The sequence below is a fragment of the Tunturiibacter lichenicola genome (assembly GCF_051013355.1).
GTDB lineage: Bacteria > Acidobacteriota > Terriglobia > Terriglobales > Acidobacteriaceae > Edaphobacter > Edaphobacter lichenicola_F.
Window position 1 is genome coordinate 4206413 of sequence record NZ_CP132944.1, and the last position, 24773, is coordinate 4231185.

Annotated in this window: 18 protein-coding genes; 10 read left to right on the forward strand and 8 right to left on the reverse strand. The window is 55.8% G+C overall.

What is annotated here, in order from left to right; genetic code table 11:
- Window positions 1–11: 11 nt before the first annotated feature.
- On the forward strand, window positions 12–848 hold the full coding sequence (locus RBB82_RS17600; RefSeq protein ID WP_433972048.1) for an MBL fold metallo-hydrolase: 837 nt from the start codon (window positions 12–14) through the stop codon (window positions 846–848).
- A gap of 54 nt (window positions 849–902) precedes the next feature.
- The gene (locus tag RBB82_RS17605) at window positions 903–3479 is read left to right on the forward strand and encodes an adenylate/guanylate cyclase domain-containing protein (protein ID WP_433972049.1); all 2577 of its coding nucleotides are present in this window, start codon (window positions 903–905) and stop codon (window positions 3477–3479) included.
- Window positions 3480–3686: 207 nt separating this feature from the next.
- Here RBB82_RS17605 and RBB82_RS17610 read toward each other — a convergent pair whose 3' ends face one another.
- The 3 genes from RBB82_RS17610 to RBB82_RS17620 all read right to left on the reverse strand — a co-directional run bounded on the left by RBB82_RS17610 (window position 3687) and on the right by RBB82_RS17620 (window position 6911).
- Window positions 3687–4940: a PP2C family protein-serine/threonine phosphatase gene (locus tag RBB82_RS17610; protein ID WP_433972050.1), complete on the reverse strand. Its 1254-nt coding sequence runs from the start codon at window positions 4938–4940 to the stop codon at window positions 3687–3689.
- 142 nt (window positions 4941–5082) lie between these two features.
- The gene (locus tag RBB82_RS17615; protein WP_433975402.1) at window positions 5083–6360 is read right to left on the reverse strand and encodes a Gfo/Idh/MocA family protein; all 1278 of its coding nucleotides are present in this window, start codon (window positions 6358–6360) and stop codon (window positions 5083–5085) included.
- Window positions 6361–6584: 224 nt separating this feature from the next.
- Window positions 6585–6911: a rhodanese-like domain-containing protein gene (locus tag RBB82_RS17620; protein ID WP_433972051.1), complete on the reverse strand. Its 327-nt coding sequence runs from the start codon at window positions 6909–6911 to the stop codon at window positions 6585–6587.
- A 179-nt stretch (window positions 6912–7090) separates the two neighbouring features.
- On the opposite strand from RBB82_RS17620, the gene RBB82_RS17625 reads away from it, so the two are divergent.
- The 3 genes from RBB82_RS17625 to RBB82_RS17635 are packed head-to-tail and all read left to right on the forward strand — an operon-like array spanning window position 7091 to window position 11099.
- Window positions 7091–8548 carry a sigma-54-dependent transcriptional regulator gene (locus RBB82_RS17625; protein WP_433972052.1) on the forward strand — a complete coding sequence of 486 codons (1458 nt, stop codon included), beginning with the start codon at window positions 7091–7093 and terminating at the stop codon, window positions 8546–8548.
- 2 nt (window positions 8549–8550) lie between these two features.
- A complete protein-coding gene (locus tag RBB82_RS17630; protein WP_433972053.1) occupies window positions 8551–10521 on the forward strand; it encodes a sensor histidine kinase in 1971 nt (656 codons plus the stop codon).
- Window positions 10518–11099 (forward strand): hypothetical protein, encoded by a 582-nt coding sequence (locus RBB82_RS17635; RefSeq protein WP_433972054.1) that lies wholly within the window; start codon window positions 10518–10520, stop codon window positions 11097–11099. The genes RBB82_RS17630 and RBB82_RS17635 overlap by 4 nt, the downstream gene beginning before the upstream one ends.
- A gap of 236 nt (window positions 11100–11335) precedes the next feature.
- Here RBB82_RS17635 and secA read toward each other — a convergent pair whose 3' ends face one another.
- From secA to RBB82_RS17650, 3 genes are all read right to left on the reverse strand, one after another.
- Window positions 11336–14383 carry a preprotein translocase subunit SecA gene (gene secA, locus RBB82_RS17640; protein ID WP_433972055.1) on the reverse strand — a complete coding sequence of 1016 codons (3048 nt, stop codon included), beginning with the start codon at window positions 14381–14383 and terminating at the stop codon, window positions 11336–11338.
- Window positions 14384–14499: 116 nt separating this feature from the next.
- Window positions 14500–15045 carry a hypothetical protein gene (locus RBB82_RS17645; RefSeq protein ID WP_433972056.1) on the reverse strand — a complete coding sequence of 182 codons (546 nt, stop codon included), beginning with the start codon at window positions 15043–15045 and terminating at the stop codon, window positions 14500–14502.
- A 476-nt stretch (window positions 15046–15521) separates the two neighbouring features.
- Complete coding sequence (locus tag RBB82_RS17650; RefSeq protein WP_433972057.1) at window positions 15522–17126, reverse strand: DHA2 family efflux MFS transporter permease subunit; 1605 nt, start codon at window positions 17124–17126, stop codon at window positions 15522–15524.
- A gap of 93 nt (window positions 17127–17219) precedes the next feature.
- Here RBB82_RS17650 and RBB82_RS17655 point away from each other — a divergent pair, with 93 nt between their 5' ends.
- Window positions 17220–17630 carry a MarR family winged helix-turn-helix transcriptional regulator gene (locus RBB82_RS17655; protein WP_433972058.1) on the forward strand — a complete coding sequence of 137 codons (411 nt, stop codon included), beginning with the start codon at window positions 17220–17222 and terminating at the stop codon, window positions 17628–17630.
- Window positions 17631–17675: 45 nt separating this feature from the next.
- Here the strand turns inward: RBB82_RS17655 and RBB82_RS17660 are convergent, their stop codons facing one another.
- Window positions 17676–18521 (reverse strand): hypothetical protein, encoded by an 846-nt coding sequence (locus RBB82_RS17660; protein WP_433972059.1) that lies wholly within the window; start codon window positions 18519–18521, stop codon window positions 17676–17678.
- A gap of 162 nt (window positions 18522–18683) precedes the next feature.
- Window positions 18684–19493 (reverse strand): class I SAM-dependent methyltransferase, encoded by an 810-nt coding sequence (locus RBB82_RS17665; protein ID WP_433972060.1) that lies wholly within the window; start codon window positions 19491–19493, stop codon window positions 18684–18686.
- Window positions 19494–19838: 345 nt separating this feature from the next.
- Here RBB82_RS17665 and RBB82_RS17670 point away from each other — a divergent pair, with 345 nt between their 5' ends.
- The 4 genes from RBB82_RS17670 (at window position 19839) to RBB82_RS17685 (ending at window position 24762) form a co-directional block, all read left to right on the forward strand.
- Window positions 19839–21242, forward strand: coding sequence for a dipeptidase (locus RBB82_RS17670; RefSeq protein ID WP_433975403.1), 1404 nt, complete (start codon window positions 19839–19841; stop codon window positions 21240–21242).
- The gene (locus RBB82_RS17675; RefSeq protein WP_433972061.1) at window positions 21242–21961 is read left to right on the forward strand and encodes a molybdenum cofactor guanylyltransferase; all 720 of its coding nucleotides are present in this window, start codon (window positions 21242–21244) and stop codon (window positions 21959–21961) included. The genes RBB82_RS17670 and RBB82_RS17675 overlap by 1 nt, the downstream gene beginning before the upstream one ends.
- Window positions 21962–22019: 58 nt before the next feature.
- Complete coding sequence (locus tag RBB82_RS17680) at window positions 22020–22940, forward strand: ABC transporter ATP-binding protein (RefSeq protein ID WP_433972062.1); 921 nt, start codon at window positions 22020–22022, stop codon at window positions 22938–22940.
- 307 nt (window positions 22941–23247) lie between these two features.
- Window positions 23248–24762: a sugar transferase gene (locus RBB82_RS17685; protein WP_433972063.1), complete on the forward strand. Its 1515-nt coding sequence runs from the start codon at window positions 23248–23250 to the stop codon at window positions 24760–24762.
- Window positions 24763–24773: the final 11 nt, after the last annotated feature.

The following is a 24773-nucleotide window of genomic DNA, read 5'->3' on the forward strand; positions in this document are numbered from 1 at the left end:
GAGATTTGTCCATGAGTTCAGCTTCAGAACAGATGTTGTTGAGATTCTGGGGTGTGCGGGGCTCTATCCCGACGCCTTGCGTCCAGAACATGGGAAGCGGCGGCAACACCAGTTGCCTCGAGGTGCGTCTCCCAGGTGGCCAGGTTGTAATCGTCGATGGAGGCACCGGTGTCCGCCCCCTCGGAGCGGCTTTGATGAAAGAGGCGGCCGGCCAGCCAGCGGATCTTCATCTCTTCCTGACCCATTTCCATTGGGACCACATTCAGGGCCTGCCATTCTTTCAGCCGCTCTACTCAAGAGAAAACAGCGTCACATTCTATTCCATGAAGTCGCCATCCGAGACGAGTGAGACGCTCGAAGGCCAGATGAGCGTGCCATATTTCCCCGTCGACTTCCGTTTTCTTCCCGCGCAACGTCACTTCGTCAATGTCTCGCAGCAACTCGTCCACTTCGGCGAAACCACCGTGCGTAGCTTTCCTCTGAATCACCCGCAGGGCTGCCTGGGCTACAGCTTCAGGCACGGCGATCGCAAAGTTGTCTTCGCCAGCGACCTAGAGCACGGCGTCCCCGAGTTCGACCGCGGCCTCATCGATGTGGCGAAAAACGCCGACATCCTGATCTACGATGCTCAATTCACTCCAGAGGAGTACGAACATCGTCACGGATGGGGCCACAGCACCTGGCTCGAAGCCACAAAAGTCGCGAAAAACGCAGGCGTAAAGAAGCTCTTGCTCTTCCATCACGACCCAGCTCACGACGATGACACCCTACACTCCATCCTCGACAACGCACGTCGAGAGTTTCCTGAAACCTACTTAGCGACCGAAGGCGAGACCATCGGCGTCTAGGAGAACCAGTTACACCGGGCCCTGTTCGTTATTGCTTTTCTAGGAGTCGATCCCTTGGCTGATGTTCATAGATTTCCCGATCCCTTGCCTGAACCCGAGCCAGCTCATCCAACACTGAAGCTCGCTCCCACGCCTCTCACTCTGGTCTTTACCGACATGGTCGGCTCCAGCGCTGCCAAACGCGCAGCCTCGCTTGGTGCAGACGCTCACGAGCGCGACCGTGCCTATCTGGAAGGAATTCAGAGCAAGCATCTCCGCCTCATCCGCGACGCAATCGCAGATCATAACGGCAAAGAGATCATGACGATCGGCGACTCATTCTTTCTCACCTTCGCCGACCCCGTCGATGCCATTCGTTGCGCCGCTGCAATCCAGCAACGCCTCCGCACACACCCAATCGACACGCCATCCGGCCCCATGCAAGTGCGCATTGGCATTCACAATGGCACGCCAGAGTACTTTGAAAATAGCTGGCATGGAACCGATGTCGACACCGCCGCACGCGCCGAGTCCGCCGGTTCGCCCCAGCAGATCGTCGTCACCGACGTAGCACGCAAGCTCATCGGCGACCCCATTGGCATCAAGTTCCGCCCCCTTGGCACCTTCACGCTAAAGGGCGTAGGCGAAGTAAAGCTATGGGACGCCGACTACGATCAACACGGCCTCCGCACGCCATCGCTCCGCTCAAATGAACTGAAGAAGCGCAGCCGCCTCATCGGTGTCTCCATCGCATCGCTTCTTGTCCTCGCCGTGCTCGGCTTTACCGGCTTTCAACTTTGGCAAAACCACAAAGCCCAACAATTGGTAACGAAATCTGTCACACCCTCCGCCAAAGACTCCATCATCCTCGCCGACTTCGAGAACAAGACCGGCGACCCTGTCTTCGACACCACACTGACTCAGGCATTCGCCATCCAGATGCAGCAGTCGCCTGTCCTCAACCTCGTCAGCCAGCAGCACATCCGGCAGAGCATGCAATATCTGGGCAAGCAATCAACGGAAGCCCTGACCCCAGCCATCGTCCGTGAAGTCGCGCAGCGTGAGGGAATCAAAGCCTACCTCACCGGCAACATCGCAAAGTTCGGCAACGAGTACGTAATCAGCGTCACCGCGCAGAACACGAACACCGGCGACGACATCGCCAGCGTTCAGGCCCAGGCTCCCGACAAGGAACACGTCATCGACGCCATCGGCACCGTCGCCACTTCCATGCGAGCCCGTCTCGGCGAATCCCTCTCGTCCATCCAGAAGCTCGACACGCCCATGGGTCAAGCCACCACGCCGTCGCTCGAGGCCTTCCGTGCCTATGCCCTCGGCGACGTCGAGCACGAGAAAGGTCTCGACATCCCACAGGCCGAAGGCCACTATCGTCAGGCCGTCGAACTCGATCCGAACTTTGCGATGGCCTGGGCGCGCCTCGGTGTCGTCTACGGCAACTCAGGTCAGCGCGGCAGGTCACTCGACTGCTACGGAAAGGCCTACGCCCTCTCGAAAAACGTTAGCGAACGTGAGCGGCTTTACATTCAAGCCCACTACTTTCTCAACGCAATCGGTAACGTCCAGAAGGCCATCGACACCTTGGAACTTGCAGTTCGAACCTATCCTCTGGACATCTCAAACTGGATCAACCTCGGTAGCGCTCAAAGCAACATCGGCCTCATCAACGAAGCTATCGAAAACACGAAAAGATCGCTTACTCTCGATCCGACAGATGGCGTCGCGTTCCTGAACCTCGCGTCCATGCAGGTTTCCATCGACCGGTTCAGCGACGCAGCACAGACCTTGGCCGAAGCCGATCGTCAGCACGCCGACAGCGGTACCGGAAGCCTCACTGCTGTTTACCAGCTGGCCTTCCTAACCGGCGATCGTGCCGCGATGACGAAGGCGGCCGCGAAGGTGGAAGGTCGAGTCGATCAATACCAGATGAGCCAGGGCATCGCCGCAACGCAGGAGTTTGCAGGTCAGTATCGTGAGGCAAGCCAGTCATGGAACCTGGCTGCAACACAGGCTGCGACGCAGAAAGCAACCGATGCCCAGGCCAGCAGTCTCCTGCTCCGACTATCGGGTCGCGGCTATGCAGGCATGTGCGAAAACTCAGCCCGCGACATCAAAGCTGCCCTTGCACTGGATAAAACAAAACCGACCCTTATCTCCGCCACCATCTCCGCCGCAATCTGTAACCAACCTGCCATCGCTCTGCCGCTGATTGAGAGCCTCGTCAAGCAGTACCCGGAAGACACGCAGATCAATCAGATCGTTGCTCCCCAAGCCCGAGCTGCGCTCGCGCTGGCCGCAAACCAGCCCCAGGAAGCCCTCACCGATCTCGAAGGAGCAAAAGCCTTCGATCTCGTCTCCCCCGGAGCCTACCTGCAGGGCCTCGCCTACCTCGATCTCAAAGACTCAGCCAACGCCATCGACGCCTTCCAGCGCGCGACAAAGTACAAAGGCGCAGCCCTCCAGACCCTGCAGGACTACGGCCAAGCTCAGCTAGGCCTGGCACGCGCCTACGCCATGGCAGGAAGCAAGCCTGAAGCGAAAAAGGCCTACGAAGCTCTCTTCGTCACATGGAAAGACGCCGACGCCGACCTTCCCCAGCTCCTCGCCGCCAAAAAGGAGTATGCCGCCCTGTAGTTACTGAAAAGTAAACTCGAGAACTCAAAAATAAATATGCAAAACGTGGCGCATTTTTCGAGCATGAAAAAGTGGTCGTTAAAGCACCACGTTTACCATGCAAACCACCACAAACTCACCACCAAATCACCACGTTTTGGACACCGTTTTTCGCAAATACCCTGCAAAAACGCCACTCCACCACGCCAAATTAAATCCGCACACAAATCAGGAAATGCGGACCGCCACCACGGTCATATCGTCATACTGCTCCGCCCCATTCGCATACGTATCCACCGCCCGGCACAGCTTCTCCGGCAGCTCCAGGACATCGCTCACCCCATGTCCAAGCACAATCCGATCAACCTCCGCCTCCTCCCAAAACTCATCTTCCTGATTACAAGCCTCTACAATCCCATCCGAAACCACAACCAGCAAATCTCCCGGCCGCAACGCCGCACTGCTCTGCTCATACACCGCTTCCGGCATCATCGCGACCGGCAAACCACTACCTTCCAGCCGCTCCAACTGCCCATCCGAGTGCAACAGCATAGGCTGAACCTGCGCAGCATTCACGTACGTCAGCTTCGTCCGATCCGCAGAGATAACCCCACAAAACAGCGTCGAATAACGCTCTGCCGTCGAGCTGACATAGAGCGTCCGATTCAACTCGCTAAGCACCCCCGCAAGATCTTCGGACCCGCGCTGTAACAGGCTGCGAAGCAATGTTTGTATGCTCGCCATCATCACCGCAGCTGGAATCCCCTTGCCGGAAACATCGCCCAGCGTGAGCGCAAAACCCCCATCACGCAGCGGCAACAAATCATAGTAGTCGCCGCCAATCGACCGCGCAGGACGGCAAAAACCAACGCATCCCAGCCCAAGTACCCCAGTAGGATTCTGCGGCAATAGCCGCGCTTGCACATCACGCGCAAGATTCAATTCATGCTTCATCAGCTTCGCCCCGAGAGCCTCTTGGCGCAGCCGTTCATTGTCGATGGCACTCGCCGCGAAATGAGCGAGTAAGCCCAGCAAACCGGCATCCGCCTCAGTAAATCCGCTTGGCTTATTAAGCAACTGCAGCGCGCCGATTACGCGGCCTTCAGCTCGAAGAGGGACACAGAGTACCTGCTGCGTGTGGTAACCGCTACTCTGATCGACTTTGCGCAGCAGTCGCGTTTCGCTGGTTATATCGTTGACCAGCAGCACCTTATCTTCGTTGACGCACGCGCCGACCAAACCTTCTCCCAACGGGATGCGAATCGGATCGACACCATGCGCGACTTTCGTCCAAAGTTCATTCGACTTCGTATCGATCAGCCACAAGCTGCATCGATCTGCGCCCGCGAGGTTTCGCGCAAAGTCCGCGTTGAGGCGCACCAGCTCTTCGATCTCCTGCTCTTGGCTAATACGGGTCGCATGTTCAAATATGGCGCGTGTAATGCGGTCGGCGCTGCTGCTCTCGGCTGTTGTCGTATTCACGTATCGACCTTTCAGCGGGCGGAAGTGAAGTCAGCATATCTCGCAAACAACTTGTACACAAACAACAGGCTAGGGTGGAACGCTCACGGAGCATCTTTTGGCAGCTACGTTGCCTTGTCTGGAAGCACTGATCCGGGGACCGTTAAATCACCTTCATGTTATCTGGATCCCAACGAACAATAGCGCCACGTTCGATACTAAGGTTGCTGAGCAGTGCGGCTCCGGCTGCGCGGTAGCCGAATACAGCATCTTCCACGACAGGTTTGCGGGTCCGAACCGCATCGAAGAAATTGTGGAAGTGATCGTAGCTATCGCTGTACCCCGGAGGTGCAACGTATTTTTCGTATCCCGTAGGCGGCTCTCCTGCAGGGTGCGAGAGCGGGTACTTCTGACGGTAGGCGTCGAGAATCTCTTTCTGCATTGCATCAGTGAATGTGCCAACCGTATACCCTGGTTCCTTCTGACTCGGCGAGCGACTTACGCTGACTGTATTCCCAGCGATTTCCATCGTGCCCTCTGAGCCGGTAAAAATTAACCCTTCGCTCTCCTCCCCACCGTCCACGAAATTTACACGGAGGCTCAGGTTGAAACCCTCCTGATAGTCAAAGAGGCCGAGCATTACGTCTGGTACATCTCTGCCGTCCTTCCAGAAGCGAAGGCCGCCAGTCGCCATTGCGCGCGTAGGACCGTGTGCGCCTGTAATAAAGTGTGTGCCACTGAACAGATGAACGAAAAGATCCCCGGCAACGCCGCTTCCATAAGCCTTCCACTTACGCCACTGAAAAAACTGCTCGGCGCTGAAAGGAAGTTTAGGAGCAGTCCCTAAAAAGCGCGGCCAGTCACAGGTCTCTGTCGAAGCGTCCAGCGGAACAGTATAGTTCCAGGCCCCCATCGACGAGTTACGATCCCACCGCGCAGTCACCATATTGAGTTGACCGATAGCACCTGCGGCGAGCAGTTCCTTCGCCTTTGCGTAAATCATTGAGCTCACACGCTGGCTACCAATCTGGAGTATCCGATTCGTCTTGCGGGCACTTTCAATCATCTCAGGCCCGTCGGAGTACAGATGAATCATCGGTTTCTCGCAGTAGACATCCTTTCCGGCCTCCATCGCGTCGATTGCGGCCTGCTTATGCCAATGGTCTGGCGTGGCGATGATGACAGCGTCGATATCCTTCCGCGCTAAAATCTCGCGATAGTCACGCGTCGTAAAGATGTCATTACCCCAAAGTTCCTTACTATGTGCAAGTCGTCCATCGTAACAATCCGCCACCGCAACGAGCTTGACGCCCGGAACCTGTATTGCGACTTTCGCATCTCCTTGGCCCTGTATGCCCGCGCCAATGAGTGCGATCTGGATGTGATCGTTGGCCCCAACCGCCTTCAAGCCTTCGTCTACGGGACCGACCAACGCATGCAGCTTCCGTCCGAGAACCGTTGTAGACGTTGCCGCCCCTGCTACTAGAAGAAAACTCCTGCGATTAACTATTCCCACAGCGACCTCACGTTTAAAAATTGTTCCTCATTTTGTATACATTGAGGGGTAGTAGCCGCTTGTAACAGCCCGACAGGGCCAGCAAAGGTGAGCACTTGATTTATTGAAACCGTGATAGGTAATATTTGCGGTTCCAAAAAGCGTAGAGATCAATAGCGGGGAATCGTGGGATCAATGGCCCGAGACCATGCGTCGATGCCGCCGGCGAGTGATTGGACGTGCTCAAAACCTTGATTGCGTAGCCACATGGTGACATTAAGTGAGCGGGCGCCATGGTGACAGATGACGACAATGGGTGCGTCGGGGTCGAGCTCGGTGTGAGCCCGGGCGGGGATTTCGCCCATAGGCATCAGGAGGGAGTTTGGTAGGCTAGCCGTCTGATACTCCCAGGGTTCTCGGACGTCTAGGAGGATTGGGGCATCGGGTTGTTGGCGGCGCTGGGCAAAGACTTCTGCGGTAATTTCGGGCTCAAGCATGTATTCAAGGATATCCTTAGAGGTGGTATAAAGCACAAGCTCAAGGAACGGGCCTTGGGCTTCTGGGCGTAACGCTTTGGTTGAAATTGACGACTTCGGTAATACCGGGGAGTGCCGACTAGGAACGCTACTGAGCATTTTGCATCCTTACCTGGATACTCCAAAAAGTTGAAATAGGGATGGTGACTGTCTTGGAAAAGGTTCTGATTGTTGAAGACGAGATGCATGCCCGTAGCGGCTTGACGGAACTGGTCGAGAGCTGGGGATATCGGGCGGAGTGTGCTGCTGACGGCATGGAGGGTCTGGAAAAGGCGATCGCCTGGGCTCCCGCCATCGTGGTGACCGACCTGAAGATGCCTCGGATGGACGGGATGGAACTACTGAATCGCATTGGCGAATTGCCACAGCGCATCGCGGTAATTATGCTCACGGCACAAGGATCGATCGAGTCGGCGGTCGATGCGATGCGGATGGGCGCGTACGACTATATTCCGAAGCCGGTGGACCCACATCGGCTGAAGACGATTCTGCACAATGCGAGCCAGCAACGAGAGGCGGACGTTGAACTGGAGGCGACGCGGAGGCAACTGCGGGATACGGGCGTGCTGGGTCCGATGGTGGGCTCGTCTCCACAGATGATGGAGATTTTTACCATGATCGAGCGGATTGCGCCGTCGAATGTGTCAGTGTTGGTGACCGGTGAGAGCGGGACAGGGAAAGAGCTGGTAGCCAGAGCCCTGCATGACCTGAGTGCGAGGAGGCTGAAGCCATTTGTGGCGGTGAACTGCGCTGCGATTCCCGAGACGTTGATCGAGAGCGAGATATTCGGGCATGAGAAGGGTGCATTTACTGGGGCACTCGAACGGCGGGCCGGATGTTTTGAGCTGGCTGAGGAAGGGACGTTGCTGCTCGATGAGATCGGCGAGATGCCAATGGCGACACAGGCTAAGTTGCTCCGTGTGCTGGAGGATCGAAAGCTAAGAAGATTGGGCAGCAAGATCGAAACGCCAGTGGATGTTCGAGTGGTCGCGGCGACGAATAAAGATCCGGAGAAGGCTGTTGCGAGTGGTGAGCTACGAGGGGATCTCTACTATCGGCTTAATGTGTTCAACATCCAGATGCCTCCGCTGAGAGATCATTTGATGGACGTTTCGGCGATCGCGGAGAAGATGATTGACGACATGAATGAACGGCATCGCTGCACAGTTGCAGGGCTGAAGGACTCGCTCATGACGCGGCTGGAGGGGTACAAGTGGCCGGGGAATGTTCGGGAGTTACGAAATACGATTGAACGGGCGGTGATTCTGGCCGGGGCGGGGATGCTGGGCGTGGAGCACTTGCCGCCACACTTTGGCGAGCCAGGGTTTGCACCGCCTCCGACCAGGGTTGCCGTGGCCGAGGTTGGAGGCGCGCACACGTCGTCGCCGTCAGACGAGATGCAGCGGCATTTGGATGAGTCGAACTCGGTGCGGGTCGAGGTTGGGACAACGGTCGATGAGGCGGAGCGGCAGCTGATTCTGAAGACTTTGGTGGCGACGAATAACAACAAGACGAAGGCAGCTGAGATTTTGGGGATAAGTTCGAAGACATTGCAGAATAAGTTGAAAGAATATTCGAACCCAGCTGTAACGGAGTAACGATGCGCCTGAAGACGAAGCTGGTGCTGTCGGCGACCGGGGTAACGTTTGCGATCGTGCTGGTGCTGTCAGCGTTGTTTGTCAGCGAGTTGATGCGTCAGAGGATCGAGCAGACGGCGGCAGCCAACGATGTGTTAGCACATGAAGTCTGGCTGGAGATGAGGAAAGCGGTTGAGGCGGGGTTACGAGCAAACCCGCCGATTGATCGGAGCGATGAGGCACTGCATGCTGCCGTAGTGGATGCGTTGAGAAGCCAGACAGCGCTATCGGACGTGATGAACACGGTTGTGCGTTACTCGCCGACAGTGCAGGACGTGAGTGTGACGGACGCCCATGGAATGACGCTGGTGAGTACGGATCCGGACGCGGTTGGGCAGCCCGCGGTGTTCCGGTTTAGTCTTGCGGGTGTGCAAAATGGGACCGTGGCCCACCAGATGAAGGTCGTGTTCGGCAAACCGCGGGTGCTTGATATTTCGCAGGCACTGGATCGGAACGGGATTCCCTTCCTGGTGGTTCATGTGGGGGTGCGGTCGACATTTTTGAAGAATGCGTATGAACCGTGGCTTCTGTCGGCGCTCATTTTTACCGCGCTTGCTGCGGTGGCGGCAATGCTCGCGGCGGGGTTGCTGGCAAATGTAGCACTACGGCCATTGGAGACGATCAGCGCGAGGCTTGAAAGCCTTACGTCGGCGGGCAGTTTGCTGGGCGGCGCCGATGCGGCGCTGCAGTTGGAGAGTAGTGAAGGTAAGAGCGATGCAGTGGTGCGTGTGACTAAAACGCTCGACCGGCTGGGCGAACAAATGCGCACGCAGGAGGCCGGGTATACGGCTCTGCAAGCGAACTTGAACCAAATGTTGGACACGCTACGGGACGGAGTACTGCTGTTTACTGCGGACCGGCGAGCCGTTATGGTATCCGATGCGGTGGCTTACTTCCTTGGCGCTCCGTTGAACGAAGATCACGAAAAGCTTGTGGGGATGCGCATGGAAGAGATCTTCGCGCCGGATAGCGCGCTGGGAGAGGCGGTTTTAGAGGCGTTTGCCGAGGGCGGCCAGGTGAGTGCGCAGGCAGTGACGCTCGAGGATGGACGGCAGGTGCAGATCTCGTTGGACCGGATCGACGACGGGGTCGGTGGGGCCGGGAATGTGACGACGCTGTTGACGCTCCGCGACATGGAATCGGTGGCGCAACTGGGACAGGAGATTGAGGTAGCAAGAAGGTTGGCTGCGATTGGGAGACTGACGGCAGGGGTGGGGCACGAAGTGAAGAACCCAATCAATGCGATGGTATTGCATCTCGAATTGCTACGCGGAAAGCTGGTGCCGGGTGGAACTGAGGCTTTTGGCGGGGCGCAGCGGCATGTCGACATTCTGGCGGGAGAGATGCAACGACTGGACAGGGTGGTGCAGACGTTGGCGGACTTTTCGCGGCCGATGGAATTGCATCTGCGAGAGCACGACCTGCGGCAGGTGGTGGGAGTTGTGATGGAGTTGACGGCCGCCGAAATGCAGGAGAATCAGGTGGCTGTGATAGTAGATGCTCCGAGAGAGCCACTGATGGTGCGGGTGGATGCGGAGCTAATGCGGCAGGCGCTGTTAAATCTGCTATTAAACGGGATGCAGGCCATGCCCGAGGGTGGGGAGATGAGGGTTCGGCTGCGCCGGGAGCACCAATTTGCAGTGGTTGAGGTGATTGATGAAGGAGAGGGTATACCTCCGGAGCTATTACCGCGTATCTTCGAACTGTACTTCACAACAAAACCGAAGGGCAGCGGCATCGGATTGGCGATGACGTATCGAATTCTGCAGTTGCATGGCGGCGCGATGGAGGTACGATCCAATGCAGACCCAGATTCGGTTGAGCGTGGGACGACATTCACGTTCCAATTACCGATCGCCGCCGGAACCGGCGGCGAGGGCAGGAAAGTAGTTGCGGTTGGAGCGGTTCATAAAGGAATAGGGGAACGGGTTTGAAGGGCAAGGGCAAGCTTTCGCGGAAGATCGCATGGACGACTCTCTGCTTTGGATTGGCGATTGGGGTATCGGGCTGCCGGCATAGGCCGCAGCTTGCGCCTTTGCCGCCAGTACTGACGCCAGTGGCGCTCGAGGACATTCCTGAGCCGCAGAATCTGCCGATGGTGGAGGCACCACCAGAAAAGCTTCCGCCGGTGCCGGTTTCGACCGAGGCGGGTAAGCCGAAGAGGAGGAAGAAGCAACCGCCGAAGATTATCATGCCGCCTGAACCAGCGCCGGAGACACAGGTGACTAGTGCTGCGGGAGCGGTTCCGTCGTCCGATACTGCGGTCGGTGCCCTAACCGCTGGCGGAGAGACGAATCCGCAGACAAAACAAGAGGCGGAGGACCTGATTGCTTCCATTGACAAAAGGCTGAATGCGCTGCCGGCGCAGAAGGTGGAGGAGGAGAAAGGTCAGGTGAGCAAGATACGCAACTTCTGGAAGGATGCGCAGGATGCGCTGAAGTCCGGGGATGCGGAAGGGGCGAAGACGCTGGCGACGAAGGCTAAACTTCTGCTGGATGATCTGGAGAAGTGAGGATAGAACGGATTTTCTTACGAGTTTGCTGCCGATAACCAACCAAATGTCGAATTGAGGTGAATTTGTGGTTTTGTCGGCAACGGTAAGTCGTACTGGCTTGACAAAAAGCGCCCAATGTCGACTCTGGTGGCGATGGTTGATGCAAGGCTGCTCGTGATGGACCTGCGAGCAGCTGCTTTTGAATTGACGGGTGTTTCTTTCTTTACAAAACAATGCACTTCAGCTAATGATCGCTACGCTGTGGCGCCGTGGCACTTTTTATACTTCTTGCCAGAGCCGCAGGGGCACTCGTCGTTGCGGCCGACTTTTTCGCCGGCGTGACGGGGGCCGGAGCCGTTGGTTTCGGCGGAGGCCGAGCTGACGGAGCGGGCCTGCTCTAGTTCACGCTGTTTCTTCTTTTGGAACTCGCGCTCGAGTGCGTCGATGGTAGTAGAAGGAGCGCGGTTGGGTGGTGCTGGCGCATTTTGACGGGCGGCCGGGGCGTTAGTGTGTTGCGGTGGACCGGATAGGGGAAGTGCATTTTGGGGAGCAGCGGAGGCTAGCTGCTGTTGGGCCTGTTGCGCTTGAGCGAGAGCTTGCGCGTGGGCTTGGGCGTTTGCCAGCTGTTCGGCGGATTCGATGGGGCTGCCGTCCGGGCCGATGATTTGCATACGGAAGAGGTGCCGTGCAGTGTCCTCCTGGAAGCGCATCATCATACCTTCGAACATCTCGAAGGATTCCTTCTTGTAAGCAACTAAGGGATCCTGCTGGGCGTAACCGCGGAGGCCGATGCCTTCTTTGAGATGGTCCATGGCAAGAAGGTGATCTTTCCAAAGGCCGTCGAGGACCGATAGCATGACGATGCGCTCGTGGTAGCGCATGGCTTCAGCACCGAGGATGCTCTCTTTGATGTCGTAGCGGGCGCGGAGGTTTTGGAAGATCGCTTCGCCTAGCTCGTGGCGATTGAGTTGAGTTGCGTCGATTTCCTTTTCGAGGCGCGCGCCAAAGACGTCGTAGATCTGATTGAAGAGAGGCTCGAGCTTCCACTCGTCGGCGTGAACTTTTTCGGGAGCATTCTCGTCGAGGATGCTGGAGAGGATAGTGGAGGTGTAGTCCTCGGTGATGAGTTGCTTCTGATCAACGCCTTCCATGAGCTGGCGACGGAGTCCATAGACCGCTTCGCGCTGCTTGTTCATGACGTCGTCATACTCTAAAACGTGTTTGCGAGACTCGAAGTTCTGAGTTTCGACGGCCTTCTGAGCGGCTTCGATGCGGCGGGAGATCATGCCGGATTCGATGGGAACGCCCTCCTCCATGCCGAGGCGCTGGAGGAGCGTCGAGACCCACTCGCGGGCGAAGATGCGCATGAGGTCGTCTTCGAGGGAGAGGAAGAAGCGGGAGGAGCCGGGGTCACCCTGACGGCCAGCGCGGCCACGAAGCTGGTTGTCGACGCGGCGGGACTCGTGGCGCTCGGTGCCGAGGATGTGAAGGCCGCCTGCGCTAATGACGCTTTCGTGTTCGGTTTTGGCTGCGCCCTCGTGGGCAGCAGTGGCGGCGTCCCATGCGGCTTGAGTTGTTTCGAACTCCTGGCCGGTGTAGTAGAAGCGGACCATACCGGGGCCAGCTACGGGGTTGATCGCGCCTTCGGCTGCGGATACAGCGCGGGCTTGTTGCTTACGAACGAGGTCCTGGCGAGCCATGAACTCTGCGTTGCCGCCGAGGAGAATGTCGGTACCACGGCCTGCCATGTTGGTTGCGATGGTGACCATGCCTAGACGGCCGGCTTGTGCGACGATCTCGGCTTCCTTCTCGTGGAACTTTGCGTTGAGGACGACGTGGCGGACGCCTTTGCGTTTGAGAATCTCGGAAAGGAGCTCGGATTTTTCAATCGACGTGGTGCCGACGAGGACGGGCTGCTTTTCGGCATGGAGACGAGCGATTTCATCGGCGACAGCGAAGTACTTTTCCTGCGCAGTGCGGTAGACCACGTCGGCGTTTTCGATGCGGAGCATCTTCCGATTTGTGGGGGTGACGACGATCTCGAGCTTGTAGATCTTGTCAAACTCGGCAGCTTCGGTTTCGGCAGTGCCGGTCATGCCGCTGAGCTTTTTGTACATGCGAAAGTAATTTTGGAATGTAATAGTGGCTAGAGTTTGGTCTTCCTTGCGGATAGCCACGCCTTCTTTCGCTTCGACAGCCTGGTGGAGACCGTCGGACCAGCGGCGGCCTGGCATGAGGCGGCCGGTAAACTCATCGACGATGATGACTTCGCCGTCTTTGACCACGTACTCGACGTCGCGCTTGTAAAGGGAATGGGCCTTGATAGCGGTCTCGACATGGTGTTTAAGGTCCCAATTTTCCGGGTCCGCAATATTTCCAATCCCTAGCAGACCTTCGACCTTCTCCCAGCCTTCATCGGTGACAGTGATGGAGCGTGTCTTTTCGTCGACTACGTAGTCCCCGGACCAGGTTTTGGTCTCGACGGTCTCGATAAGCTCGCCTAATTCGAGTTTGGGAATAATAACGTTGACCCGCGCATACTTGTCGGTGGTCTGATCGGTGGGTCCGGAGATGATGAGGGGAGTGCGGGCTTCGTCGATGAGAATCGAGTCCACTTCGTCGACGATGCAGTAGTAGTGGCCGCGCTGAACCTGGTCCTTGAGTTCGAACTTCATGTTATCGCGGAGATAGTCGAAGCCGAACTCGTTGTTGGTCCCGTAGGTGATGTCGGATGCATAGGCATCTCGGCGCTGCTGGTCGTCTAGATCGTGGACGATGACGCCGACAGTGAGACCGAGGAAGCCGTAGATCTTGCCCATCCATTCAGCGTCGCGTTTGGCGAGGTAGTCGTTGACAGTGACTACATGGACGCCGCGGCCTGCTAGCGCATTCAGGTAGCAGGGGAGGGTGGCGACGAGGGTTTTTCCTTCGCCGGTTTTCATTTCGGCGATCTTGCCGGAGTGAAGGACAATGCCGCCGATCATCTGGACGTCGAAGTGGCGCATGCCGACGGCGCGTTTGCCGGCTTCGCGGACTACGGCGAAGGCTTCGGGCAGGATGGCGCTGAGGGCTTCCTTTTCGGCGGCGTAGCGCTCGTCAGCGTTCTCGGGGGTGTCGGCGATGTGAGAGATGGCCGCGGCGATGCGCTGGCGGAACTCGGCGGTTTTGTTGCGAAGAGACTCGTCGGAGAGCGCCTGAATGGTCGGCTCGAGCGCGTTGATCTGCGCAACAGTGGGCTGGATGCGCTTGACGGCGCGTTCGTTACTAGTGCCAAAGACTTTTGCAATGACTGAGTTGAGCAAAACGGTATCCTTCGGGGTGCACTTTGTCCCAAATACTAGTGTAACTGGTATGGGCGGCACAGGTGGAAGTGGAGTTGGCCGTTTGAGATACGGCGAAATCTGGGCGTCCGACTCGGCTAGATCTTCGAGCGCACGTAGACCGGGTCACGCTTGAGATAGGCGAAGCGGTATTTGGCATCCTGGCCGGAAGCGACGCGATGATGGTCACTGAAGGAAGCTGGAACGATGTCGGTTCCCAACGCGATTCTGAATGAAGCTGTGGAGACGTACTTGCTTATATCGGATACGTCGCCAGACCGTTGGTACATTTTGCTGCTGGCTTCAGCGCCTGGGATGGGAACGAAGATGATGACTGGGTGGGGGTGCATTCCCGTTGAGGCTTTACGGAAGACGGGAAGCCTGGTGTTCAAGGCGTCTTCGAAGACTAAAGGAGCGCGACAAGAATAGGTTCGGGAGCCAATGTTTCGGAGGACCAGCAGGGCGCCGGATTGAGACAAGCCGCTGAGGTTGCCTCCTTTGCCGTCGAAGCTGAGCGATAGTTGAGCTGCGGTGCAGGCCAGGAGGGTCGACGCGGACTGTACTGGGGCAGCTTGTGCTGAGGCCGCAAAGATGAGCATCACTGCGACAACTACGTAAACCGCGTTTGAGGCAGTTTTGTTCACTGTCAGAATTCTATTCTTTCCTCTGCCATTTGTTGGGACGTTTTCGAATGGTTGCGCAACGCGGCCATTATTTTGAGGGGTTGCTGGTCTTCAAGTAGGCGACGAGAGGAGAGTGGGCGTTGCGGAGGGCGATTACGACAGATTCGGCATTGAGTTCGGCGCCTTCCGCGCTCGTATGCGTGTGGGTATGGCGGGATTCTGTGGGAAGGCAGTGGCGGTGAGTAGGAGGAGGTAGAAAATACGGAAGAACTTGGACCGGTTAATACTGGTGTTATGCGTGGCCGAGTGAGAAGAGTTCAGTCGTCTCCTGATCAATGAAAACAAATGGCTGTGCTACTGCGGAGTATTGCCGTTGACGTTCGCGATTAGGATCACACGGATGGCGAGTGCAGCTTGGTAACGGCGTTTCGAAGACCAAATAGCAATGAAGTGGCTGCGGGGGATTAGAGCGGATTTTCATCGCTGATTTTCGTTAATTAGTGACCACCTAGGGCCTCGGGATCAGGCTTCGCAGCTTTGGTGGGTAGCCGCATAATGAAGGGCAAAGGGGAAAGGAGGAAGATCATACCAGCGAGGATGGCGAATGCGTTCTTGTAGCTAAGCATGGATGCCTGACGGAGCATCTGCTGGTAGGCTTGGCCGATCGCCATCTGCGATGCGTTTGCCGCGGACATTCCTTGTGCCATCATCATCTTTGTCATGCTGTCCATATAAAGGCGATAGGGGACGCTGCCTGGGATCACGTTGGCAGCCAACGTAACTTGCTGAACCTGCGAGTTGCGTGCGAGGTAGGTGGTAAGGAGTGCGGTTCCGGCGCTGCCGCCGAGGTTGCGTGCGAAGTTGGAGAGGCTGGAGATCTGGTTAGTTTTGCTGGCAGGCACGCCGACGTAGTTCAGCGTGCTGATAGGTATGAAGATGAAGGCGAGACCGATCACCTGTAGCATGCGCCAGAGGGTGACGGTGCCGAAGGCGGCGTTGAGATCGAGGCGGGTGAGGTTGAAGATACCGACTGCGGTGACTAGGTAGCCGAGGCAGACCATAAGCCGTGGGTCGATTTTGCCGAGGCTGCGGCCGGCGACGAACATCATGAGCATCATGACGAACCCTGCAGGGGAAAGAACCATACCAGCGCGTTCGGCTGTGTAGCCTAAGAGCCCCTGGAGATACTGTGGAATGAGTACAGTCGAACCGAAGAGGACCATGCCGAGGATAAGTTGCAGGAAGACTGCCGTACCGAAGTTGCGGTTCTTGAGCAGTTTCAGGTCGACGATGGGGTCGGGGTGGTGCCACTCCCACCATGTGAAGAAAATGAGTGTGACCGCGGCTAAGATGGCGAAGGTGCGGATCAATGGATCGCCAAACCAGTCCTTCTCTTGACCCTTGTCGAGGGTGAACTCGAGGCAGCCAACACCAAAGGCGACAAGCCCGAGACCAAGAAAGTCAATCTTGAGGTGTTTGGCCTGCTCCCTGCGAAGCTTGAGGTGAGGTGGGTCTTCAACCATACGGTTGCTAAGGTAGAGCGAGATTAGTCCGATGGGTATGTTGATGAAGAAGATCCAATGCCAGTTGAAGTTGTCTGTGATCCAGCCGCCGAGAGTTGGTCCGATGGCGGGAGCCACAACGACGGCCATACCGTAGACCGCGAAAGCCTGGCCTCGTTTTTCGATAGGGAAGGTATCGGCGAGGATTGCCTGCTCGCTCGGAGCGAGGCCGCCTCCACCTGCACCCTGGAGGATGCGCGCGAAGATGAGGAGAGGCAGGGTGTTCGCTATGCCGCAGAGAAAGGAGCAGATGGTAAACAAAGCGACGCAGACCATGTAGAAACGTTTGCGTCCATAGCGGTTGGAGAGCCAGCCGGAGATGGGGAGGACGATGGCGCTGGAGACCAGATAGCTGGTGAGGACCCAGGTAGCTTCTTCGGAGCTTGCCCCGAGCGTGCCTGCTATGTGGGGAAGGGCGACGTTGGCGATGGAGGTGTCGAGCACCTCCATGAATGTGGCGAGGGTAACAGTGAGTGCGACCGCCCACGGATTGTGGTGGGGCTTCCAGACGGCGGGCGGGCTCATTGTCATCGTTGCCATATCAGTCTCCTGATATAATATCAGGAGACTGATATGAATACTGCCGTCCGGATTGGGAAAAATCAACAAGCGGAGCGAAGACGGACTGCGCAAATGATGAAGCGCATCTTGATCCATTTCCGCAGCCAGATGGACGAGAGTCTGCGTCCGCAGGGGGTAACCACGGCGCAATTACAAGTGCTAAAGGCGATTCGAGATCAACCGGGGGTGTCTGGCGCACAGCTGGCGCGATCATGCTACGTTACGCCCCAATCCGCGCAGTCGTTATTGAGGGGGCTTGAAGATGGCAAGTGGATCGTTCGTAGCAAAGATAACCAAAACGATCGTATTCTTACGGCACGATTGACTTCGGAGGGAGAGAAGCTACTACTGAGCGCAGAAAAGACCGCGAAATTGATTGAAGGGAAGCTGTGGCGAGGTGTTCCGGAGAGTTCGATTGAGGCAGTGAATGAAGTATTGGAGCAGTGCTTGGCTAATCTTGAGCCTGAGGCAGACGCCGAATAGAGTTGGGCCGCCGGCATTGGCTAAAGCCTATGCCGGCTGGCGGGCTCAGTCAGTTTGTTTTTTTCCGTGGAAGAGCGCGTGGTTGATATCCGGCCAGAATTCATGAACACAAAAGGTGGCGGCGTCGATGCCTACGTTCAAGCCCCATCTGCTTGCGGTGTTACCGAAAGTTCGTTCTCCTGACGGATAGTAAAGGTTCGAGACGCCCGCGGCTGCCCCAGCTCCCACGACTTCGCTTATATTGAAGGTGTTATGACCTGCGTCGCTGCGTGTGACGACGGCACGACTGAGAGAGTATCCAGTGCGTTTCCAGAATCCGCCGTTGCCTAGCGTGTAGTAACGAGTGTCTTCGTGAGTTATTACGGGCACGATGAACTCGACAAAGTAATTCTCACTGGTCTGGTCGAGGTAGGTGTGCCAGAAGTACCTCCCATATCCGGCTGCACCCTGGTGAAATTCAGGGGTTGCGTTTGTCGCCTGCGAGTAGCCTGCAACGACTGCCGGTAAAAAGATCGAGGAGTAGTCGAAGCTGTCGTGCGTAGCCGTAATGAATTTTTCCTTCACCGTCTGGGGGGGGAGGTGAACGTTAGCGCTGACTGCTCGAAAATTGGGAAAGATGCCAAGGATGCGTTTGGTCTGCTGACCTTCATCTGATGGCGGAACTGACGCTGATGTCGGTGCCGTCTGGGGGGCGTCGGGAAATTCAGTTGATGGAGTTGCGTCACTATTGGACGACGACCAATGTGACGTGAACACGCTCGTGTTGAGGCTAATCGTACGAACTGCGCCATACGCATCCGTCTGGATGGGCGCAGAGACAGACTGGGCCTGTGTGATTCTGCAAAAAAAGCACAGCGACAGGAACATATTTATAGAACGAAGGGAGAGCATTTTTATTTTCATAGTCATGTTTGCAGTGATTCATTTATTAGACGCAAGAATAGGATGTTCTGGCTGCAAATGATGATTCACTCCAACCTTACTAGATCCGTTCTTCCTTCACACATGATGTGAGGTATAACGGATTGAAACATGCGAAGCTTGCGCCATCGTTCATTTTGTAGCGTGAAAACGAAGTCGTACGTAGTCGGCCATCCAATTGCCGTCGGCATCGCGCAGCATGGGCTCAAGGAGAGCAATGGTGTTGGCGAGGGCGGTTGCTCGATTGGCTACGTTGAGGCGGTTGAGAACGCCATTGCGGAATGTGTTGAGCCAGGACTCCATACCAGTGGGGAGTGGCGTGGGGCGTGGGATAAGTTCGATTGATTGGACGGTAAAGCCTGTTGTCTCGAGAAGACGACGATAGAGCGTAGGTGATGGGAAGAAGCTGGCCGATGCGGCTTCGGCGTCAATCTGAAATGGCGCGAGAGTAGCCTGGAGCGCTGTGCGGATAGCGGCGATATTACCGTGACCACCCATCTCTGCAACAAAACGCCCCCCTGAGCGTAAAGAACGATAGACGCCTGCAAGGGCGGAATTGTGTCCAGAGAGTCCGGTGATCCAGTGGAGGGCGGCGTTGGAAAAGACGGCATCGAATTGCTGGTGGTAGGGAAGCGCAGTGGCATTGTGCTGTTCGACGTGGAGATTGCGCCGTCGCGCAGCAGCGAGCATCGTGGAAGAGTTATCGACGCCGGTAAGAACGGCCCCAGTTGCTGCGAGTTGTTCTGTAAGAACCCCATCGCCGCAACCGAGGTCAAGGATGTGTTCGCCGGCTTGTGCGGCAAGGAGGGCGACTACGTCGGATGCTAGGTTCGCGACGAAACGGCCATTGATGGCGTAGGCCTCAGTGTCCCAAGTCTGGCCGTTTCTTTGGTCAGTCGAAGAGTTGGTCGAGGCTGAGGCTGTCTTCGGGATTGTGTCCATGGTAGTTATTATCTTTCAAAAGACATGTGATGAGCGAGGATGATAAGAAATTGCGAGGAGTCGATTAGTAGCGCATTGCCGGGTAAGAAATGAAAGAGTGTATCGCTGAAAATGAAATAGCTTGTGTCTCGAAGATCTGAGTGAAACGAGTGCAAGGCTTCTTGTCATGGCTCTGATATTGGCCGAGAAGGTTGTTCTTTTTTATCGAGCAGCTCGGCGATTGATGGGCGTCGCACTGACTCTGTTTATCACTTCGTGCCTTAAGGCGAGATGCTTCCATATACTTATGTTCGCAGGAACCATCGCTTGCAGAAGAATTTAGGAGAGTAAACCGTGGCGAAGAAGATGATGACGGCGGTTGCGTTTGCGCAGGAAAATAAAGGACGGTTTGTCGAGGAGTTAAAGGCGCTACTGCGAATACCTTCGGTATCAACTGCGCCAGAGCACGTAGCGGATGTGCGGAGGGCGGCAGAGTTTGTTGCTGCGGAGCTGAAAAGGATTGGGATGGAGAACGTTCGTCTGATCGAAACGACTACGACCAAACGGAACGGACACCCTCTGGTGTATGCAGATTGGCTGCATGCGACTCGTGAGGGCGATGGAAAGGCCAAGCCTACGGTTCTTTGTTATGGACATTATGATGTGCAGCCTGCTGAACCTTTAGATGAGTGGAAGTCTCCGCCGTTTGAGCCCACTGAAAGGAATGGGAATCTGTACGCCCGAGGCGCGGTGGACGACAAGGGGCAGATGTGGATGCACCTAAAGGCGCTGGAGTCGCTAATGGTTGCAGGCGGCGGTACGCTTCCTGCAAATGTTCGAATCATCGTCGAGGGTGAGGAAGAGGTTGGCGGTGAAGGGATCGCGACTTTCGTTCGCGAGCATGGAGACCAGTTGAAGGCGGATGTTGCGCTTGTCTCGGACACGGAGATGTTCGCGCCGGAGATGCCGACGCTGTGTGTTGGCTTACGGGGGATGATTTATACCGAGATCGAGGCCCATGGGGCGAGGACGGATCTGCATTCGGGGATGTATGGAGGTGCAGCGCCGAATCCTTTTGTTGCCCTGTCACAAGTGATCGCACGGTTGAAAGACGAAGGTGGAAAGATTTTGATCCCGGGATTTTATGACAAGGTCCAGAAACCAAGTGCTGACGAGCTAAAGGCGTGGAAGGCGCTCTCGTTTGATGAAGAACACTATCGGGAGAACGAGATCGGATCAGTTGAACTAACTGGCGAGGCCGGTTTTAGTGTTCAAGAGAGGACATGGGCGCGGCCCACACTTGACGTGCATGGAATGCCTGGTGGGTTTGTTGGGGTCGGGGCCAAGACGGTAATTCCTGCGAAGGCTGTAGCAAAGGTAAGTATGCGGTTAGTGCCGAATATGAATCCGGCGGAGAGCTTTGCAATGTATAAAGCATACGTGGAGTCGATTACGCCGAAAGGGATCGTCTTGGAGGTGCGGTTGATCCACTCGGGTGACCCGATTGTGGTGAGCACGGATAACTCCTACGTGAAAGCCGCAACTGAGGCAATGCATGAGGTGTTTGGGAGGGAGACCGTCTTTGTACGAGGAGGAGGCTCAATTCCGATTGTGGGAGATTTTGTGCGTGAGCTGAAAATACCAACGGTATTGATGGGGTTTGGGCTGCCCGACGATAATCTTCATGCACCGAATGAGAAGTTTCATCTGGCGAACTTCCATCGGGGGATCGAGTCGATTATTCGCTTTTTCAGTGGTGTCGCTGTTTGATGCAAGAACAAACACCAGAAGCGGTCGGCGGCTACGTGCTAGCCGGTGGGAAGAGTTCGCGCATGGGAGCGAACAAGGCTTTGTTAGAGCTTGCTGGTAAGCCGTTGGTGCGTCATGCGGTAGAGAAGTTGCGACGTGTATGCGCGGATGTTTGGGTTTTGAGCAACGACCCAAAGCTCTCAGAATGCGCGCCCGTCTTGCCAGATCTGCATCCAGAATGTGGGCCCATGGGAGGAATGGAGGCGGCCCTTCTTCATTCGGCCTTCGATTGGAATCTTTTCTTACCGGTGGATATGCCATTTTTGCCTTCCTCTTTTATTGCTGCTTGGCTGAGGAAATGGTTGCAGGAATGGAAAGACGGGACAGGGATGCCTGTACGCATGTTGACGGTCGATGGGCGCCCGCAGCCTGGGTTTTGTCTGCTGCACAAGGATGTTGTTCCGTTTCTATCCGTGTCGCTCGATCGGGCGCAGTTCAAGTTGCTTCCCGCGTTTGAAGCCGCGAGTAAAGAGTTGGCGATCCAACGCAGACTTTTACCAGGAGCGCGATTGTGGAACGTTCCGGTAACTGGCTTTGCGAATCCCGAGAACGAATGTCGCGAAGGTTGGTCGGAGATGACTGATGCGCAGCAGGCGGCGAAGCACCTATGGTTTGCGAACCTTAACACGCCCGAAGAACTTGCGGAAGCTAAGCTGCATGTGGACGCGTTGGATGCTTAGCTGGGGCCATAGGTTAGGCTAGATTTGTATCGTGATTTGATAAATCGGAGTCGGTAACATGGCTGAACCGGATGAAAAGATAGACGAACGACGGATCGAGGTGACCGCGGATACTCCTTTAGTTGAGAGTGTGTCCGAAGACGTGTCGCCTGTTGTGGGCGATTTCATGGAGCAGGCGGCGCAGCAGAACGAAGCTGCGGCAGAGGCTGTTGTTAATGTAAAGAATAAGCCTGGGCCGTATATTTCGTTTGAACATGTCTACAAGTCTTTCGGTGACTTCGTGGTGCTGGAGGATGTGAGTTTTTATGTTTTTCCCGGGGAAACGCTCTGCATCCTTGGCCGAAGCGGCGTTGGGAAATCGGTCTCGTTGCAGATGCTTCTGGGCTTTTTGAAGCCGGATAAGGGGATGATCAAGGTTGCGGGGGAAAATATCTGTGGCTTCAAAGAACTCGAGTTGCAAGAGATTCGCCGAAAAGTAACAATGGTCTTCCAAAACGGAGCACTCTTCGATTCCATTACGGTGGGCGAAAACGTTGCGTTTCCGATGAGAGAACGTGGCGAGATGGCAGAAGACCAAATTCTGCAGGTGGTAAAGGGACTACTTGAGATGGTAGGAGTAGCCGGAATGGAGAGCCTGCTGCCCTCGGATCTGTCGACAGGGATGAAGCGGTCGGTGGCGATTGCGCGAGCGCTGGCGTCACAACCAGAAGCGGTTCTGTACGATGAGCCAACGACCATGGTAGATCCGCTTATGGCCCATCTGCTGGGAGATTTAATTGAAAGATTAAAGCAACAGTTACATCTAACGAGCATAGTGGTGACACATGACATGCGTTTAGCCAAAAAGTTGGCTGATCGCGTGGTCTTTTTAAGTGCTGGGAAAGCGATTTTTTTTGGCACAATGGAAGAAATGGAACGATGCCAAGACCCAATCGTGCAGGAGTTTTTGACACTGGACGAACTAGTTACACCCGTTTAGATGAGACTGAGGACGAGGTGTTTAAGTTAGCTAAATTGATCTGGATGCGCATGTTACGTCAACATTGCAAGAAGCTGCACTGCTATTGCCAAGCCGGAGCGCGCAACGTATGCTGCAAGTATCAGCTCAGACTCAAACACTTCCGTTAAAAAGCATTGATAAGAGGATTAAGAGCTTGGAAACGGCGTGTTCCATCGGGATTCGTAACTGTAGTAATTCTTTTTATCGGAGGGTCACTCCTGAATTTCAATTCAGGCATCCTAACGACTATACGGCCTAGGGACTCATGAGTTGAAAGGCGTTCGCGATGGCGACACCGGATTATCTGCAGCAGGTGATTGTTTCAGGAAAGAAATATTCAGGGAGCGACACGCGCACGTCAAGCGCTGGCACGGGATTGTTCCGCAGGCCATCGGTTACGAGTTCTGTCTGGGCATCTCTCGATATGTTGACTGTAGTAGTCGCTGCAATGCTGGCGTTGCGGTTTCGCGTGGACTTGCCTCCTGATGTTTCTACTCTTCATGTTCTGCCACACTTAATCCATTCCTCTCCCAATCTTCTGTTTTTCTATATCGGCTGGTTTGGGATTTGCCTGGTCTTCTTCACACGCTCGTACGGATTGTATGGAGCGATCCAGCATCGCAGCGGTTTGCACGAACAGAGGATGACTATGCAAGCGACTCTGACCTCCGGGTTGCTTCTTTGTGGAACGCTATACCTATCCGACGGTAAGGCCATATCTAGGGTAGTAGTTGCGCTGATGGTGGTATTCACTACTGCGCTACTCTGTCTGCGGCGAGCGTTATGGCGACGGATGGTGTACCGACGGTTCCGTGCTGGGATCGAGACACGGAATGTATTGATTGTCGGCGCAGGACGGGTGGGGCATGCGCTACGAAACCATATTGACACACTTCAGCACTTGGGATTCCGCTTCAAAGGCTTCGTTGCTCTCACTGAACGCGAGGCGGAGTCTGGTGATGCAGATGTTATCGGCGATGCTCGAAACTGCCTATCACTAGCGCGGTCCCTTTTTGTAGATGAAATTTTTTTCTCAGTGCCAGCAGAAAAGAAACTGGTGATCAGCATGGTGGAGGAGGCCCGGGTGGCCGGCATCGACGTGCGGGTGGTGCCGGATCTGTACGACGGGCTTGCATGGAACGCAAAGATTGAGTATGTCGGTCAATTCCCGACGATACCACTGCACCGGAAGGACTTCCCCATCGGAGGATTTCTAGTGAAGCGGGTGCTTGACATCACGGTTTCGTCGATCGCGTTGTTGGTAACAGCTCCGGTGATGTTGGCGATTGCTATTGCAATCCGTATTGACTCAACGGGGTCAATTTTTTATAAGGCACAGAGAATCGGGCGCAAAGGACGCGCCTTCTCCTGCTATAAGTTCCGGACGATGGTGCCTAATGCCGACAAATTGAAGGCTGATCTGCAACACATGAACGAACGAGACAGCGTGCTGTTCAAGATAGCCAAGGATCCTAGAATTACAAGAGTGGGCAGGTGGTTGCGGAAGTACTCGCTCGATGAACTTCCCCAGTTTTACAACGTGCTAAAAGGAGATATGAGTTTGGTGGGCCCCAGGCCTCCAATGGCTGCTGAGGTGGAGCAGTATGATCTGGCGCATCTGCGTAGGCTGGACGTGCTGCCTGGAATTACAGGCCTGTGGCAGGTCGAAGCGCGGCAAGATCCATCGTTCGATAGCTACATCTCTCTGGACACCGCATATGTGGAAAACTGGAACCTACGGATGGATTTGCGCATTCTGGCGCGGACGGTGGCCGTCGTACTGAGCGGGACCGGCTCCTAAGCGTTAGACTT

Excerpts from the sequence above, each read along its gene's own strand:
- RBB82_RS17670 (WP_433975403.1), top strand. The coding sequence starts at position 19,839 with ATGATGACGGCGGTTGCGTTTGCGCAGGAAAATAAAGGACGGTTTGTC.
- RBB82_RS17625 (WP_433972052.1), top strand. The coding sequence starts at position 7,091 with ATGGTGACTGTCTTGGAAAAGGTTCTGATTGTTGAAGACGAGATGCAT.
- RBB82_RS17655 (WP_433972058.1), top strand. The coding sequence starts at position 17,220 with ATGATGAAGCGCATCTTGATCCATTTCCGCAGCCAGATGGACGAGAGT.
- RBB82_RS17685 (WP_433972063.1), top strand. The coding sequence starts at position 23,248 with ATGGCGACACCGGATTATCTGCAGCAGGTGATTGTTTCAGGAAAGAAA.
- RBB82_RS17620 (WP_433972051.1), bottom strand. The coding sequence starts at position 6,911 with ATGCTTGAGCCCGAAATTACCGCAGAAGTCTTTGCCCAGCGCCGCCAA.
- RBB82_RS17600 (WP_433972048.1), top strand. The coding sequence starts at position 12 with ATGAGTTCAGCTTCAGAACAGATGTTGTTGAGATTCTGGGGTGTGCGG.
- RBB82_RS17650 (WP_433972057.1), bottom strand. The coding sequence starts at position 17,126 with ATGGCAACGATGACAATGAGCCCGCCCGCCGTCTGGAAGCCCCACCAC.
- RBB82_RS17675 (WP_433972061.1), top strand. The coding sequence starts at position 21,242 with ATGCAAGAACAAACACCAGAAGCGGTCGGCGGCTACGTGCTAGCCGGT.
- RBB82_RS17630 (WP_433972053.1), top strand. The coding sequence starts at position 8,551 with ATGCGCCTGAAGACGAAGCTGGTGCTGTCGGCGACCGGGGTAACGTTT.
- RBB82_RS17680 (WP_433972062.1), top strand. The coding sequence starts at position 22,020 with ATGGCTGAACCGGATGAAAAGATAGACGAACGACGGATCGAGGTGACC.
- RBB82_RS17665 (WP_433972060.1), bottom strand. The coding sequence starts at position 19,493 with ATGGACACAATCCCGAAGACAGCCTCAGCCTCGACCAACTCTTCGACT.
- RBB82_RS17660 (WP_433972059.1), bottom strand. The coding sequence starts at position 18,521 with ATGCTCTCCCTTCGTTCTATAAATATGTTCCTGTCGCTGTGCTTTTTT.